At 39.6% G+C, this 16,213-nt stretch carries 12 protein-coding genes; 6 read left to right on the plus strand and 6 right to left on the minus strand.

The window, feature by feature from the left end; genetic code table 11:
* The first annotated feature begins 397 nt into the window (after positions 1–397).
* The 4 genes from tagD to ACFX4L_RS01285 all read left to right on the plus strand — a co-directional run bounded on the left by tagD (position 398) and on the right by ACFX4L_RS01285 (position 4,552).
* On the plus strand, positions 398–796 hold the full coding sequence (tagD, locus tag ACFX4L_RS01270; RefSeq protein WP_061465620.1) for a glycerol-3-phosphate cytidylyltransferase: 399 nt from the start codon (positions 398–400) through the stop codon (positions 794–796).
* Positions 789–1,952 carry a CDP-glycerol glycerophosphotransferase family protein gene (locus ACFX4L_RS01275; RefSeq protein WP_377403645.1) on the plus strand — a complete coding sequence of 388 codons (1,164 nt, stop codon included), beginning with the start codon at positions 789–791 and terminating at the stop codon, positions 1,950–1,952. Before tagD ends, ACFX4L_RS01275 begins: the two co-directional genes overlap by 8 nt.
* A gap of 350 nt (positions 1,953–2,302) precedes the next feature.
* Entirely contained in the window at positions 2,303–3,340 is a 1,038-nt protein-coding gene (locus tag ACFX4L_RS01280; RefSeq protein ID WP_377380932.1) for a C40 family peptidase, read from the plus strand.
* A gap of 285 nt (positions 3,341–3,625) precedes the next feature.
* Positions 3,626–4,552: an LCP family glycopolymer transferase gene (locus tag ACFX4L_RS01285; RefSeq protein ID WP_284469231.1), complete on the plus strand. Its 927-nt coding sequence runs from the start codon at positions 3,626–3,628 to the stop codon at positions 4,550–4,552.
* Positions 4,553–4,594: 42 nt separating this feature from the next.
* Here ACFX4L_RS01285 and ACFX4L_RS01290 read toward each other — a convergent pair whose 3' ends face one another.
* The 3 genes from ACFX4L_RS01290 to secA all read right to left on the minus strand — a co-directional run bounded on the left by ACFX4L_RS01290 (position 4,595) and on the right by secA (position 9,507).
* A complete protein-coding gene (locus ACFX4L_RS01290) occupies positions 4,595–6,361 on the minus strand; it encodes an LTA synthase family protein (protein WP_377403648.1) in 1,767 nt (588 codons plus the stop codon).
* A 285-nt stretch (positions 6,362–6,646) separates the two neighbouring features.
* Positions 6,647–7,129, minus strand: a complete 483-nt coding sequence (locus ACFX4L_RS01295) for an SLAP domain-containing protein (protein ID WP_377380938.1) — start codon at positions 7,127–7,129, stop codon at positions 6,647–6,649.
* Positions 7,129–9,507, minus strand: a complete 2,379-nt coding sequence (gene secA, locus ACFX4L_RS01300) for a preprotein translocase subunit SecA (RefSeq protein WP_377403651.1) — start codon at positions 9,505–9,507, stop codon at positions 7,129–7,131. Before secA ends, ACFX4L_RS01295 begins: the two co-directional genes overlap by 1 nt.
* Positions 9,508–9,876: 369 nt before the next feature.
* Between secA and ACFX4L_RS01305 the strand changes: the two genes are divergently transcribed.
* Entirely contained in the window at positions 9,877–11,301 is a 1,425-nt protein-coding gene (locus ACFX4L_RS01305) for an alkaline phosphatase (protein WP_284469226.1), read from the plus strand.
* Positions 11,302–11,456: 155 nt separating this feature from the next.
* On the plus strand, positions 11,457–11,639 hold the full coding sequence (locus ACFX4L_RS01310; protein ID WP_377403654.1) for a hypothetical protein: 183 nt from the start codon (positions 11,457–11,459) through the stop codon (positions 11,637–11,639).
* Positions 11,640–11,687: 48 nt separating this feature from the next.
* Here ACFX4L_RS01310 and ACFX4L_RS01315 read toward each other — a convergent pair whose 3' ends face one another.
* The 3 genes from ACFX4L_RS01315 to ACFX4L_RS01325 form a co-directional block, all read right to left on the minus strand.
* On the minus strand, positions 11,688–13,760 hold the full coding sequence (locus ACFX4L_RS01315) for a SpoIID/LytB domain-containing protein (RefSeq protein ID WP_377403657.1): 2,073 nt from the start codon (positions 13,758–13,760) through the stop codon (positions 11,688–11,690).
* A 49-nt stretch (positions 13,761–13,809) separates the two neighbouring features.
* Complete coding sequence (locus ACFX4L_RS01320) at positions 13,810–13,998, minus strand: hypothetical protein (RefSeq protein WP_377380949.1); 189 nt, start codon at positions 13,996–13,998, stop codon at positions 13,810–13,812.
* A 141-nt stretch (positions 13,999–14,139) separates the two neighbouring features.
* Positions 14,140–16,146: a penicillin-binding transpeptidase domain-containing protein gene (locus ACFX4L_RS01325; protein WP_377380952.1), complete on the minus strand. Its 2,007-nt coding sequence runs from the start codon at positions 16,144–16,146 to the stop codon at positions 14,140–14,142.
* Between the last annotated feature and the right edge of the window lie 67 nt (positions 16,147–16,213).

The raw sequence follows: 16,213 nt of genomic DNA on the forward strand, positions 1-16,213 counted from the left end.
GTGTGTTTGAAATTATATTAAATACTATTCAATATAAACCATACAATATCTATTTCAATATAAAATATTTTGTATGGACACATTAATATTCCCTCCAGAATAATACAACTTAGTCAACATTTAATTATAGCTTAAAAATTAATATCTACAATTATCATTAAATTAAATAAATGTGGTTTATTTGTAAAAAAATTGTGGTTTATTTGTAAAACTATTAAGTTATAATTAATAGGAGAAAGACTTACTTAAAAACGCATTTGTCTTGCCTTTAAGCAAAAAGCTGAATGCCCTGAAAAGCTGGTTACCTGTTTTATTGTTTCATTTAATATTCTAATAGTCCAAATATATATCCTAATTTAATTAAGGAAATAAAGAGTCTTACAGGAGGAATGAAAATATGAAGAAAGTAATCACTTATGGAACCTTTGATTTACTTCATTGGGGTCATATCAATCTATTAAAACGTGCTAAAGATTTAGGGGATTATCTTATCGTTGCCATTTCAACGGATGAGTTCAATGCTTTAAAAGATAAAAAAGCTTATCATAGCTTTGAAAACAGGAAGATGATCCTTGAATCAATCCGCTTTGTGGACGAGGTTATACCGGAAGACAATTGGGAACAAAAGAGAGAAGACATCCTTCGTGAAGGTGTAGATATCTTTGTAATGGGAGATGACTGGAAAGGCCAATTCGATGAATTATCTGAAGTTTGTGAAGTGGTCTACCTTCCAAGAACAATTGGCATTTCTACATCCCAAATTAAAGATGACCTTTTACAAGTTACTAATGGCTAAAGAATTCGCGATAGGAATTTACCTTTTTTGTTTTAAGGTTTTATTCTCTATCTTTAAACTTTTCCCTTTACGTGATAAAACGACCTTTGTCACATCATTCGGGGACAACTGCCAATATATAGCGGATGAAATGGACAAGCAGGACATTCCTATTCAAAAAGTATTTTTAATGAAGCCGAGCAGTCATATAGAAGTGAAGGACGATGGAAAAACCATCGTCCTTCCGTTTGAATCTAATAATATCATTGCCATGATCCAATCGATTTATCACCTCGCTACATCAAAATGGATCATCATTGATAATTATTTTGGCTTTCTTTCAGCTATTGCATTCAAAAAGCAAGTGAAATGTGTTCAAGTGTGGCATGCGGCCGGTGCCGTTAAGCAATTCGGGGCAAAAGACCCTTCCATTCAAAACCGCTCTGCCCGTGCAAGGACAAGATTTTTAGAGGTATATAAAAAATTTGATTATGTTACATCAGGTTCAGAGAGAATGGCGGAAATTTATCAAGAAAGTTTTCAATTGCCGACATCCCATATTCTAAGAACCGGGATACCTCGGACTGATTTCTTTTTCAATGATGAATCAAAAAAAACTGCACGCAGTTCGTTGCTAGCCAAATATCCAGAACTTGAGCATAAGAAAATCATTTTATATGCCCCTACATTTCGTAATGACGGCTTGAACAACGGAGAGATTGCACTCGATTTAGAAATGCTCTACAAGGAACTAAAGGACGAACAATATGCGTTATTACTTAAACTGCATCCAGCTGTAAAAACGGAGGATGATCTACAACATAAATTCCCAGGGTTCGTTTACCCTGTCAAAAGTGAATTTCACGTAAATCAACTGCTGATCAGTACGGATCTTTTAATAACCGATTACTCTTCGATTCCATTTGAATTCTCTTTTTTGGAAAGACCAATGATATTCTTTGCATATGACTTAGAAAAGTATGTGAAGGAACGGGGATTTTGGGAGGATTACTCCTCTTCCATGCCCGGACCGGTGGTATCTACCACTGAAGAGCTTTTAGGGAAAATACGGGTCGCAGATCAATCATTAATGAAGATTGCTCCCTTTAACCAAAAATGGAATCAATACTCCACAGGAAATTCAAGTAGGAATTTAGTTGATTTCCTTTTTAAATAAAATCAACCCACTTTGTAAAATGAAGTGGGTTTTTAATGTTAAGTGGCAGAATATCCAATAACCCCTCATAAAAAGAAGGAAATACCTTCTCAATGTGAAATTAGATGGGACAGGAAATGAACATTCTAAAAATAGCGCTATTTTTACAGGGATTGACAAACAGGAAAACACGAAGCCACATTGTGAGAAAGGACTCATAATATAGAAAATATTGTAGATTACATCTCTCAAAACTAACCAATATAAACCAGTAAAATACTACTATTTTCCCCTTGTAACAAAAATGTAATATTTTTTAACCCTTTTCATTTGTTAGAATAGGGAAAAAGACATATTCGAGGTGGAAAACCGTGAAAAAAAGTGTAGTCGCATTTTCGACATTAGCCATTTTATCTTCGACTTTTGTTTCTCCTGCCCTTGCCAGTACATATACAGTCAAAAGCGGCGATAACCTAAGTAAAATTGCACAGAAGCATAATACGACAGTAAAAGACTTAAAACAGCTTAATAACTTAAAAACAGACTTTTTGAAAATTAATCAAAAATTAATTACATCCAACTCCAAAACAACATCAAATGCTTCTTCAGTTTCCGTGAAAAAAACAAAAAATACCACATATACCATTGTTTCAGGTGATACCTTAACAAGGATAGCAAACAAGCATAACCTTACACTTGCTGAATTGATGAAATTGAATAACTTAAAATCCGATAGAATTTATGCAGGTGCTAAACTTATCGTATCTAAATCAACCACTACCACTACCATTGATTTACCCAGCAGCTCCAAGCCGTCCAATGTTACACAGACCCCAGCGAATTCAGCTACATACATTGTGGTAAAAGGTGACACACTTTCCGGAATTTCCAGAAAAACCAATTTGACTGTAGCTCAGCTTAAATCTAACAACTCGTTAAAATCCGATTTAATCAGAGTTGGACAAAAACTAAAATTAGGTAAATCGGCAAGTACAGCCCCTGCAGATAAAAATGATGGAAAAGTGGAAGTCCCAAGTTCCGGGAACAAAGTAACCACACTCGTTTCCGAAGCAAAGAAATTAATTGGATCACCTTATTCGTGGGCGGGCGCCTCCCCATCAGGTTTCGATTGCAGCGGATTTATTTACTATACGTTCAAAAAGGCCGGGTATGAAGTTTCCAGGCTATCATCTTCCACATATTACGATATGGGTAAAAGGGTTACTTCACCGAAAAGTGGCGATCTTATCTTCTTTGCAACGGGTTCTAATAAATCAGTTGTAAGCCATATGGGAATATACTTGGGCGGTGGGCAGTTCATTCATGCCTCAACAAGTAAGGGAGTAGAAATCAATTCTACTTCAAACTCCTATTTCAAGAGCAGAATCATCGGTTATAGAAGTTTATAGGATTTACTTGCCAGACTTTCTCTTAAAGCCGAAGTTCATGTAAGAGAATCACATCTTCTTTTTATCTATGGGTATATAATTAACTAATATTCGAATGATTAGGAAGCGAAGGAATTCATTTTCTGTGAATCCTTCGTTTTTTTTGAATGAAAACAGGTAAATATGCACTCTAAGTACAAAAAGAAACTATTCTATTTTTGATTAAAAAAAGGTATAGTTAAAAACATACCGACTAGGTACTTTTTCACATCTTCCATTTAGTGGAATGGTTCAGGGAGGAATTAGATGAGATCCGAACAACAAAAAAAGAAAAAGAAACGCAAATCGTTTAAAATAATCGGCTTCACCCTTCTTATCCTTCTCATTGGCACAGTTGCTTATGGAGCTTCAGTTTATCAATCTTTGGCAGGTGCGATTCAAACTATGCAAGGTACTGCGCATAAAACGGATAAGCGTGTAGATGACATCAAGTTCAAAAGCAAAGATCCATTTTCAATACTAATTCTTGGCGTGGATGAAAGGAAAAATGACAAAGGTCGATCAGATACGATGATTGTCATGACTGTTAATCCTAAACAAGAATCCATTGAATTATTGAGTTTACCCAGAGATACGCGTACAGAAATCATCGGTAAAGGCACAAATGATAAAATGAATCATGCCTATGCCTATGGCGGAGTTTCCATGTCGATAAACACAGTGGAGGCCTATTTGGATATTCCGATTGATTATTACGTCAAAATGAATATGGAAGGCTTTCAGGATATAGTGAATGCCGTAGGCGGTGTCACTGTTGATAATGATATGGACCTTGCCTATAAAGGGTATAATTTTAAAAAGGGCACAATCGACTTAAATGGAAAAGAGGCATTGATTTATTCCCGAATCCGAAAGGAAGATCCCCGCGGGGATTATGGACGGCAAATGCGGCAACGCCAGGTTATCCAAGCCGTCATGAAAAAAGGGGCAAGCCTCTCAACACTTACCAATTATGACGATATTTTCGAGGCACTAGGTAAAAACGTGGAAACCAATTTAAGTTTCAATGAAATGTTGAGTATCCAAAATAACTATAAATCATCCCTTAAAAATATAAAACAATATACTCTTGAAGGTGACAATCAAAAGCTAGATGGCGTTTGGTACAACATTGTTCCAGAAGATATAAAACTTGAAGCCCAGAACCGTGTGAAGAAACATCTGGGATTATAATGGAGAAAGGATGGCTTTTATCAGTCATCCTCTTTTTTTCGGTCAATCCTTCGTTTGTTTAAAATAATCGGTACGTATCACTTGGTCACTCAGATCAACCTCCTTTTGGTCTTCTGGTGAAAATCCTTCGACCTTCCCTTTTCCATTTATTTTCATTTGAGAACCATAATCCCCTTTTAATATCAATGCGTCGCCATCTTCGCCATTCAGCATGCTCTCCCCAAAGTATGATGAACTCTTAATATTTAATAAATCGTATAGAGTTGGTAAAATATCCACCTGGCCCCCTACCTTATTAATCGTTCTTCCTTCCATACCCTCCTGATAGATGATCAACGGAATGGGCATATATTTTTCAATCCACTGCTCATCGCTAATTTTATTCTCGTAATACGCTTCAACTTCTTGTTTATCTTTTAAAAATAGTCCATCATGATCTCCGTATATGACAATCACGCTGTCTTTCAATTTCCCGTCATCCTTCAGCTTCTTTACGAAATCCCCGATGGCTGAATCTGTATAATGAATTGCTTCGAAATATTTAGTCAGATAGCTGTCCTCTTTTCCAACTTTAGGTTTCAATGTTATCTGTTCCTTCGGTAGCGAAAAAGGTACATGGCTGGTCAGCGTAACGAAAAAAGCGTAATAGGGATTTTTTTTATCTTTTAAGAAAATATAACTTTGATTGAAGAAACTGCGGTCTCCCAGGCCCATCGATATCATCTCATCCTTCTGCATATCCTCTATGGAAAGATAGTCATCAAACCCTAGCGAGGGATATGCATGCTGCCTATTCCAGAAGTCTTCTTCATCTCCGTGGAAAGCATAACTTTGATAATCCGACTTCTTTAATTCTTTAGCAAGACCCGGAAAATCATTATAAGGGAATCGAAAAAAGGTCGCGCCTTGCTTTAAAGGAAATAAACCGGTATTCACGATCAGCTCTCCGTCAGATGAATTTCCAAATACAGTCTGTGGATATACATGCGGGAAGTACAGACCCTCTTTCGCCAATTCATTCATGAATGGCGTGACCTCCTGTCCGGCACTCTTTTGAAATAGCGGAAACGCCTGTAAAGATTCCACCTGGATGATAATGAGATTCTTCCCTTCCAAAGAGCCTGAAAACGCATGACCCTGCCTGTTCTTTTCATCGAAGTAATCAGAAACGGCCTTCTTTTCTTTCGAAGACATACCATGCCTTCCCGAGTCAGTAAAATAGGCATACGTATCCAATACGTGATGACCGATCGGACCCCAGTTTCGCAAGAAGGTATTCGCCTCATAACGCCGGGTTATATCGACCTTATCGATAAATATATTCTTTACCGGCTTTAGCCCTGCTATCATGAGGAATGTTACGGCCGGTACAAGTGCCATATGCTTAAGGGGGTATTTTTTCTTCATGAATGACTCAGCAATTGGAATGCCTAACAGAAGAAAGATTGAATCCTTCATTTTCATCATACTGAATATACTTTCACCAAGCCCATTCAGATTGCTTTTTTGCATCCACATATAGGAAGTGATAGGTGTCGAGTAATAGCGATAAAACCAAATGTCCCCAAGGAAAAAGGCCATGATCGAAAGAAGGAAGACTGAAAAAATGATGCCCTTTAGGACTCCATTCGGTACGCATTCCTTCAGATAAACAATAAAACCGGCAACGCCGATGATTATCGTAAAAATTCCAATCGAAAGATCATTACCCATCCTATCATTCGTATAAATGAAAAGTATTGCCACGATTAAAATGGACATAATCTCAAATAACCGTTCCTTCAATCGCTGATTCAGGTTGTTCTTCATGCTCCTGCCACTTTCCTCTTCATTATTTCCAGGACTTAATTAAGCCTGATTACGGAAGAATACTTATAAATATTACTTAGCGTTGCCATTTATGAGAAACTGCACACAGAAAACAGCATAAATATTTGGCAGGTATCCAACTAGTCTTTAATGTCTTCCTTTAAAAACAAAAAGCCTTCATCGGATGAAGGCCTTTCAACAGTCTTAATCATTTCTGCGTGTTTTGATTTGGCAGTCCGGCAAAAAAATATCGTCCGGCTGCCACCAATCATAGTGTTTTTCCTACTATCTCTTCCATTCAAAAGCAATCTTCCAATCTTCATCAGGAATCGATTCTGCCAACATATCCCCTTCTTCGAATAAAAACCGCCATGGCATGCTTGAAAGTGCTGGTATCTCACCCAGCTTTGAAAGATCGAAAGCCTTTTTTGCCAATAATTTTCCGTTCTCATCCACTAACAGTAAATCCACGATATCAAACAGGACAGCTTTCTCCAATGAATTTCGTAGAAAAGCCACTATGATTACATCATCCTCCACCCTAGTCAGCTTAACGCCGGAAATTGAAATTTGATTCGGTTTTAATGCAGGCAGCCTTTGATGGTGGAATTTATATACATATTCCTCTTGCTTGGAAGTTTCCCAATCCTTGTGAAACAATAGGGAAGTATGAACAGTGACATCCGGATTGTGCACCTTATGCCCATCTGAAGCTAAAATATTTTCCCTTCCATTAACCCCTTTATCCCTTTTTCCAAAAAAACTCATCATTCATCACTCCCCAAAGCAGCTTCGTCTTCCTGATTGCTTTTCATATATTCCATAAAGCCGATGCTAATCTCCGACTCGACTTTACTTAATAGAAGATTGAATTGACTAAGAGCTTCTTTTTCAAACAGCATATATGGGTCCTGATGACCATAACCGATTAAACCCATTCCTTCCTTCACACTATTCATTTCGTCTAAATGGTTCATCCAATTTGTATCAATATGCTGCAGCATGAAAACACGTAACTGATTTTGCCATTCTGCATCGGCTTGAAAAATTTCAAGTATCGCTTCCAATTCACCTAAAGCATCCAGAGCTTTTCCCTCAACTATATGACCTTCTAAGTCCTGCAAATCACTTGCCTGCCAATCCAATGTCAGGAAAGCAAGGGAAAGCTCTTCAATAAAGGCCGAGTAATCAGGTTCCTCTATATGCTCATGGTAATATTTCACTATAAGCCGACGAATGTATTTTTCGATATATTCAAGTAAAATGGCCGACATCCGTCCAGATTCCAAATCTAGTATCCGGTCTCTCATCGCGTATATGATTTTACTCTGCTCATTTAATGCATGTTCTAACTTCAATAAATGGTAACGGCTTGATTGATGCATCTGCTCTATCGTTTCCTGTACCCTTTTCACGAATTTTTCGGGTGCAGGGCCCACCACCAATCCACTTTCATCCGTTTTGATTTTCTTTATATACCGTTCGAGTTCATCTTCATCATAGTAATCAAACAAATCATCTTCAAATGAAATGATGAATTGTGTTGAACCTGGATCACCCTGCCTGCCGGAACGTCCCCTAAGCTGCATATCAATCCGATTGCTTTCATGTCGCTCAGTACCGATAATATGAAGGCCGCCCAATTCCTTGACAGCTTCATCCAATAATATATCGGTTCCTCTCCCAGCCATGTTCGTCGCCAGCATCACTTGATATTTTTGGCCGCTATTTGCGATGATTTCCGCTTCATCCGCTTCCGTCTTCGCATTAAGGATTTGATGCTTAATTTTCGCCTTCTCTAAATGAACCGAAATTTTCTCAGATTGCTCAATGGAGGTCGTCCCGATCAAAATAGGTCTACCTTCATTATGAATCCGTTTTACTTCTGTGACGATTTTGTTGATTTTGCTCATTTCATCCTTATAAATTAAATCAATCTCATCAACACGAATAATGGGCTTATTAGTTGGAATTTCAATGACGGGGAGCTGATATATTTCCTGGAATTCCGACTTTGATGGCATGGCACTGCCGGTCATCCCAGATATTGAATGATATAAACGAAAATAATTTTGGACGGTAATCGCTGCCTGTGTTTCATTCTCTTCGGTAATCTCCAAGCCCTCTTTTGCCTCAATTGCTTGATGAAGCCCATCACTGAAGCTTCTACCCTCCATCACCCTGCCTGTGAATTTATCGATTAACGCAATCCTTCCATCCATGACAATGTAGTCCACATCCAATTTCATAATCGCGTGGGCTTTAAGTGCCTGTGTTACATTATGTAATAACTCTTGATGATCCAGTCCATACAGATTGTCGATACCAAAGGCCTCTTCAATCTTCAATGCCCCTCGGTCCGTGAAAAAGGCAGCCTTTGACTCAATGAAAATCTCGTAATCATCATATTCTATAAATGACTTCATGATTTGTGCAGTGATCTGGTGAAGCCCGGTACCATCGCTTGACTTGCCCGCAATAATTAATGGTGTCCTCGCTTCATCAATCAAGATGCTGTCAATCTCGTCAACAATGGCAAACCGGTGTCCTCTTTGAACCTTTTCTTCTCTTCGGAAAACCATATTATCACGCAAATAATCAAAACCGAACTCTGTTGCCGTTCCATACGTGATATCCGCCGCATACGCTTCACGTTTTGCAGAAGGCTCCAATTGGGAAATGTTCAAACCGACCGTCATTCCTAGAAATTCATGAATTTGTCCCATTAACTCTTTATCACGTCTTGCCAAATATTCATTGGCCGTAATAATATGGACACCATTCCCGTACAGTGCATGTAAATAGCTTGGTAAAGTAGACACAAGCGTCTTCCCCTCGCCCGTATTCATTTGTGCAATGCCCCCTTCATTCAGGACAAAACCGCCTGCAAGCTGAACATCATGGTGCCTAAGATTCAATACTCGTTTAGAAGCTTCCCTTACTACCGCAAAAGCTTCGATTTGTATATCCCATATATTTTTACCAGCATCCAATACGCTTTTAAATCTATCCTTCATTCCGCTTAATTCTTGATCTGAATAACTTTCATACTTACCCTCTAGTCGATTCACGGCATCAACCAACATATACATTCTATTCAAGTCTTTTGAGCTTTCTTTGAAGAACTTTTTCATACTGGATAGCATAGGGTTCTCTCTCCTATTATTTCAAATGAACTCTAGTGAAATTATATCAGTTATATATTTACTGTTTATAAATTATTGCCTATATATTGTAATTTACAGAAAAGTTTTTTCACTTTATTACAATATCATTTTCAAACTGTATATTCTTTCATTATTCAATGAGTAAAAAAAGGTTCAGGTTACGGTTGGCGGATCATTCGTCAGCTAACATTCTTGGCGATTGCTTTTTCCTTGTTGCACAAACTGGCAATATAGGCAGGCTCTTTACTTTTGCATTCACATAGCGCAGAAATTAGTGAATATCATGAAGGGTTTTTTTATCGATTTTAACAAATAATATGGAGACTTTCACCCAATGGAGGATTACCGATGAATAAGACATCCAGAAGTCATAAACTTTTACAGTCTCATCACTTTGGATTACTCGTTCTTATCTGCTTTATTTGCATGACCTCTCCTATTCAAGCAGAAACAAAGAACACCCCCAGGAATGTCATATTGCTGATTGGCGACGGTATGGGGTTAGGTGCAATAGAAATTGCCCGACAAATGGAATATGGAAAAACAGGTATTTTACATTTGGAAAAACTGGAGCACGTTGCCCTAATGCGCACCTATTCCGCCAATAATTACGTCACTGACTCAGCGGCAGGTGGGTCCGCGATTGCCACTGGAATAAAAACCAACAATGAATCGATCGGTGTCGATGCCAATGGTTCCGAGGTAGATAGTGTATTGGATGCATTTCAGGCTAAAGGAAAAAAAGTCGGGATCATCTCAACCAATATGGTAGTCGATGCCACTCCTGCAGCCTTTGGTGCAAGTGTATCTAACCGCTGGACAGGCGGCGCGAATATCGCGAGGCAGCTCTTTGATAACCGGATCGACGTCATTCTTGGCGGAGGTTCCAGTTATTTCGAGGCAAATAAGCAGAATGGCGAGGATTTAATCGCTAAATTTAAACAAGCTGGCTATGGGATTACAACGACGAAAGAAGAACTTAGTTCCATTAATAAACCGGAAAAACTTTTAGGGTTATTTCACCCTACCTACATGAATTTTAAGCTGGATAAAGAAGTATTACATTCACAGGAGCCATCTCTGCCCGAAATGACATCCAAAGCGATTGATATTTTATCCCAGAGTGATAAGGGATTCTTCTTGATGAGTGAAGGTGCACGTATTGATCATATGGAGCATGCAGCTGATATCACTGGAATATGGAAAGAAACGATCGAATTTGACCAGACCGTGAAAGAGGTTGTGAATTGGGCAAAAAATAGAAATGATACTTTGATTGTTGTGCTTGCAGACCACGAAACAATGGGGACCTCCGCTTCTGAAACGATGGATATCCCCGCATTGAAAAAAATCAGGGTTTCTTCTGAATATATGTCCAAACAACTTATATTCGATAAAAATCATGAAATCATTCCAGAAAGTGTCGTTTCCGCATTCAAGAAGTATGCACATATATCCCTTACGGATCAGGAAGTTCATCAATTCATCGATAACGTAAAAAAGAATAGAACGCTTGTCTATCCACAGCATCAAATTGATTGGGAAATCGGAAGCACCATCGCCAAGCATTATAAGGCAGGTGTAGCTGATAGAAGCATACGGGCTGCCAGTTCCACAGGAGGGCACACCGCCAATATGATTCCCATTTTTGCTTCTGGCCCGGGAAGCGAAGCCTTTGATGGGGTCATTGAAAATACAGATGTTTCGAAAATCATCACAAAAGCCGCCGGTGTTCCGTTCACACCTGGTCAGCATAAAACAAAAGAGGAATGAATTCATTCCTCTTTTAAGTTCATTCTCCTGTCTCTTCAACTGGGTTTTTTCGGCTATTCGGGTCCGTCAACTCAAGTTTTGTGGAATAACTCCGATGTTTTGGGCAATTACTAACGAGATTGCGCGATATCCCTGAGTTCAGTGGATTTATTCGTGTGTTCCAAGCGTTTACTCGTGAATTCAGTGCGTTTACTCGTGAATTCACGCCTTTTACTCGTGAGTTTAGTGCGTTTACTCGTGGATTCACGCCTTTTACTCGTGAATTTAGTGCGTTTACTCGTGAATTTGCGCCTTTTACTCGTGAGTTTAGTGCGTTTACTCGTGGATTCGTGATTTAGGGATCGGACCAGTTCATAAAAAGAAGCCATGAATGACGTCTTAATTACTCATTTTTTAACATGTTTTATTAAAACATACCCAATTTGGCTTCCTTTTTTCACTTTATACCACTCACCTTGTTGAGATAGTATCGTAATGGTTTGATCCCTGTTCAGTTTCCCGACCGTTTTAGAAGATGTACTTCTTTTTTCTTTAATATGTAATACACTTGCTGTCACTATTCCCATCGTCTTCCTAATAGGGATTTTCGTTGAAACGGTATTCCGATTGTCCCTCTCATCCTTAGCGGAGATGGTCACGGTAAACGTCCCGGTGGACATATTTCTGAAATCCCAAGTTACCGATTGCCTGCCTTTAGTGACCTGCCTTGAAGCAAGGGTTCCAACCACTATTCCTTTACTGTTCTTGATTTCCACTGTTACATTGGCATTTTCATTTATTATATACGTTATGTTCGCTTTCTCGGTACTGTAATTACCCGATGTATCGACATCGGTGATATCCGGGGCCGACGCATCCTTATTTATCTTAATCTTCATTGTTGTCGAACCTTCATTACCGCTTCGGTCCATTGCAGACATTTCTGCTGTATATGTACCGTTATTTACAGCTTTCGTGTTCCAGGTTGCTGAATGGCTCCCCTTTTTCAAGGTTCGGTCATGGAGTGGGGTGGCTAAGACTTTCCCCTTACTATCTTTAATCGTGAGTGAAACTACAGCATCTTCTTTAAGGGAGTATATGATTCCAACCTCATCATTTATATGATCCTGCTTCGCTTTTAGGTTTATTGGATTCGGTGCCGCCTTCGCAACAAGATCCCTTTTAGGTTCAGACACTGCATGTCCATATTCCTTTTCTATATTAGTGTTAGGATAATAAAACCCCAAAATCTCTTGATACGTTTGACCTGCTTCCGCTCTGTTTTTCGCTCCAACCTGACTTAGGCCGACGCCATGTCCGTATCCTGACCCTTCAATAGCAATTCTGGAAGGATTGGAAGATGAATGGTCAACCAGGTAGCTTTTCATCACATCCTGCCCCACCATGCCCCTGATTTTGGAAGCCGCTACATTCGTAAGGCTAACCTTTTGCTCCAAAAGTTTCCCCCTTTCATCAACGAGATTCCTTACATAGAAATTGATTTGGATGGAGCCTTTCGTAACCCGGCCTCCCGTTTTTTTACCAGTTAAGGTTAAAGCGGGTATTTCAGCAATTTTAATATCCTGCTTGGCATATCCGTTATTTTTCAGCCAAACCTTCAGCTTAGGTACAACCGCTTTATCTTTTTCCTGTACACTTGTCCACCATTCATCCGGCTGTGATAAATCTTTCTTTGACAGGTCAATTTGCTGCTTGTCCAGCGTTATCGCCCAATTTGTTTTTGTATCATAGGAATCTTCTTTTATAGTTAAATATGCAAGAGGGTTCCCACTTGACCAAACATTCGAATTCGATTCGGTCATGCCTCCATTGCTTGAGGAAAAAAACGCTTCGATTATTTCACCATCATGTTTGATTACCATACCCGTTGTCTGCTCAATGGCTGAATTAGATTGGTAGTGACCGTCCGCCCCGCCATATACTTGGTAGGAAACCGTATCATCAATTAATGTGGATTGATGGCGAAGTGCATAAGTCCGGGCTGCAATTGCCTGTGCCTTTAAGGCTTCGGAATGCCATAGTGCGGGCATTTCCCGCGGGACAACGCCCTTTAGATAATCTTCAATGTAAACATGATTGATAGGACGAATGTAACCGCCCTCCACTGTAAATAAAAATGATCCTGTATACGGCCGGCCGTTTATGGACAATAAAGCATCTTGTTTAACAGGAATTATCTTTAAGGAGGCATCGGATCCCATTTTCTTGGAATCTTTGTAAACGCCAAGTTTTCCTGACTCCATTTTCAAAGTCAGTTCTTCCCCCTCCTTGATGAATGTCTCTCCACCTGAAGTACGATAGTCCCCGGTTGCCGTTAATTTGACACTGGTTTGATTCCCTAAGTAATTCTTCAGTTTCACTTCCATCGTTTTACTCTCTTCCGCTGCCGATGCTTCATGAGAAGGAAATGCAGAAAAAATGATAAAGAAAGCAATAAACAAATACTTTAGACTCCTCATTCCTCTTCATCCTCCCTAAACTATTTATCCTTCAAAGATTTCCAGTTCCTTATACGCTCAATTCATTGTCCATAACGGCCAGGATGATGTCACTGCTGCTGAATGATTCCAGGGCCATAGAATTCAGGTCCCGGGTTTCCTTTTCATTATTCGTAAAGGCTTCTATGATTATGGCAACCATATTCCGTTCACAGAACTCTCTTTTTACATTCTGGATGTACGGCTCATTATCCTTCAAATCCAACCTTTAATGTTGAGATAACGTGGCTCATTCCATAACCGGTGAAAAAATAAAAAAGCTGGACACGGAAGAAACCATGTCCAACTTTTTTATGGTAAATTCTAGATGCATATAACCCATTACCGATGAATTATTTCTTTACTTCAAATACTTCTTCAAAACCGGTTTCATATGATCGATGACTAAATGGCTGCCGCCACGTCCTTTCACATCTTCAATCATCCAGGCCATGAGAAGTTCTGGATCTTCCGTGTCCATGGCAACAAACCAGCCATTTTCCGTTCCGTCAGAATTTTTGGATGCCTTGATTTCAGCAGTTCCCGTTTTGGCTGCCATTTTGATGCCAAGATCATTTATTCCATGTCCGCTTCCCTTAGGATGTTCCACCACTTGTGTCAGCATCTTGGTGATCTGATTTGCTTGGTCAGCTGATATGGCATTTTCTTTCCATATTTTCTTTTCTATTTTATCTCCAGCTATCAACGAAGGTGCCAGGATATTTCCTTCATTCAAGAAGGCTGAATAGGTCATAGCGAGATGAAGCGTGCTCATTTGGACTTGCGCTTGACCATATCCAGCGTCTGCCAAGCGTCCTTCACTGTCGATCTTACCAATGCTCGATGCTTTGATCGGATAATCGTAGTTCAAAGCTTCATCAAATCCGAATGCCTTGAGTCCATTTGTGAATTTTTCCTTTCCAAGCCCCAATGCTTTTTGGGCAAAGTAAATATTGTCTGAATAAATTAATGCCTTTTCCATATCGATTGGAACACCGGGGTCAGAAACCCTTGTAATGGAATGGTCTTTCCATGTCGATTTGGCCCACGTTCTTCCTTCGATATTGATCGCCTCATTCGGATCCACGCCATTTTTCAAAGCGATTGCCGCAGTTATGGCCTTAATGGTTGAACCAGGTGCAAACGTCGAACTGAAGCGATTTAGAAGCGGTTTTTTTGGATCTTCTTCAAGCGCTTTTTGTTCCGCTTTTGTTATCCCGAATATATATTTATTAGGATCAAATGACGGACTTGAAACAAGTGCAAGTGTTTCGCCGGTCTTCGGATCAAGTGCCGATGCTGATCCTGCTTCGTTCTTATATTGCTTAAAGATATCCTTTTGAAGCTCGGCGTCGATGGTCAATGTAATTGTTTCTCCCTCTTCAGCGGGCTTTTCAGCAATCACCTTTTCTTCGCCATCTGCTGTTTTAATAAAGATCTTACCGCCCGGTTTCCCTTTAAGGCGTTCTTCTAAAACTTCCTCAAGGCCGCGCTTGCCAATAACGTCATTTGAGGTGTAGCCTTTTCCTTTCAATTTCTCCAGGTCTTCGGCCGATGCCTCGCCGACATATCCGATTAGATGGGCAGTAGCCTCTTTATATGGATATATGCGTTCTTCCGTATTATTGACCGATACCCCAGCAATGCCCAATAGCTTTTCCAGGGTTGCAGCATTATCACTTGACATTTTCTTGATAGGGACGAAATAGCTGGGCTTTACCCATGATTGTTTTAATTTCTGATTCACTTCGTCGGTGGACATATTGAGGATTCCAGCGACCTTTTTAACCGTTTCGGATGCGTTGGCCATTTTCTCTGGCACAATTCCTACTTCCGATACCGTTCCATTCATGGCAAGACCATGTTCATGTCGATCGACAATTTCCCCGCGAATGGCTGGATACGATTCGACCGATATCTTTTCACCAGCTTCCAACTGAGGGAATATATAGCTTTCATCCCACTTTATGTACCAATTCTCTTCCTCACCTTCCCCTTCCTTGACAAGGGTCGCTTTATGGTCAGAGCTGACAGCCCCCGCCATAGTGGACATATCTACGGTATAATCAAGGTTTACCTTTTCTCCATCTTTATGATCTTTTTCTTCTTTTGGCTGTTTATAATCCACCTTTAATTGGTTGACTTCTATGCCCTTATAGATTTTTTCATAACGCTTCGCAAATTCATCCGCACTGATTTCTTTCTTTGTCTCAGGTGACAGATACTCGTACATTTTCTTAAAATCCTGTTTATTCCAAAGCTTCGTGTATGCCGCAAAGCGATCTTCTGGACTTGGCTCATCCGAGCATCCGGCCAGGAACAATACGCTCATCAACAATACGCTGGAAACTAAAACTAGTTTCTTCATGATTTCCTCCCAATGAATAGTTAGAATGGTATACATATAGTTTATCAAAATATTAGGGGAATGGGGG

Source organism: Peribacillus sp. YIM B13482 (genome assembly GCF_042787975.1).
GTDB lineage: Bacteria > Bacillota > Bacilli > Bacillales > DSM-1321 > Peribacillus > Peribacillus simplex_A.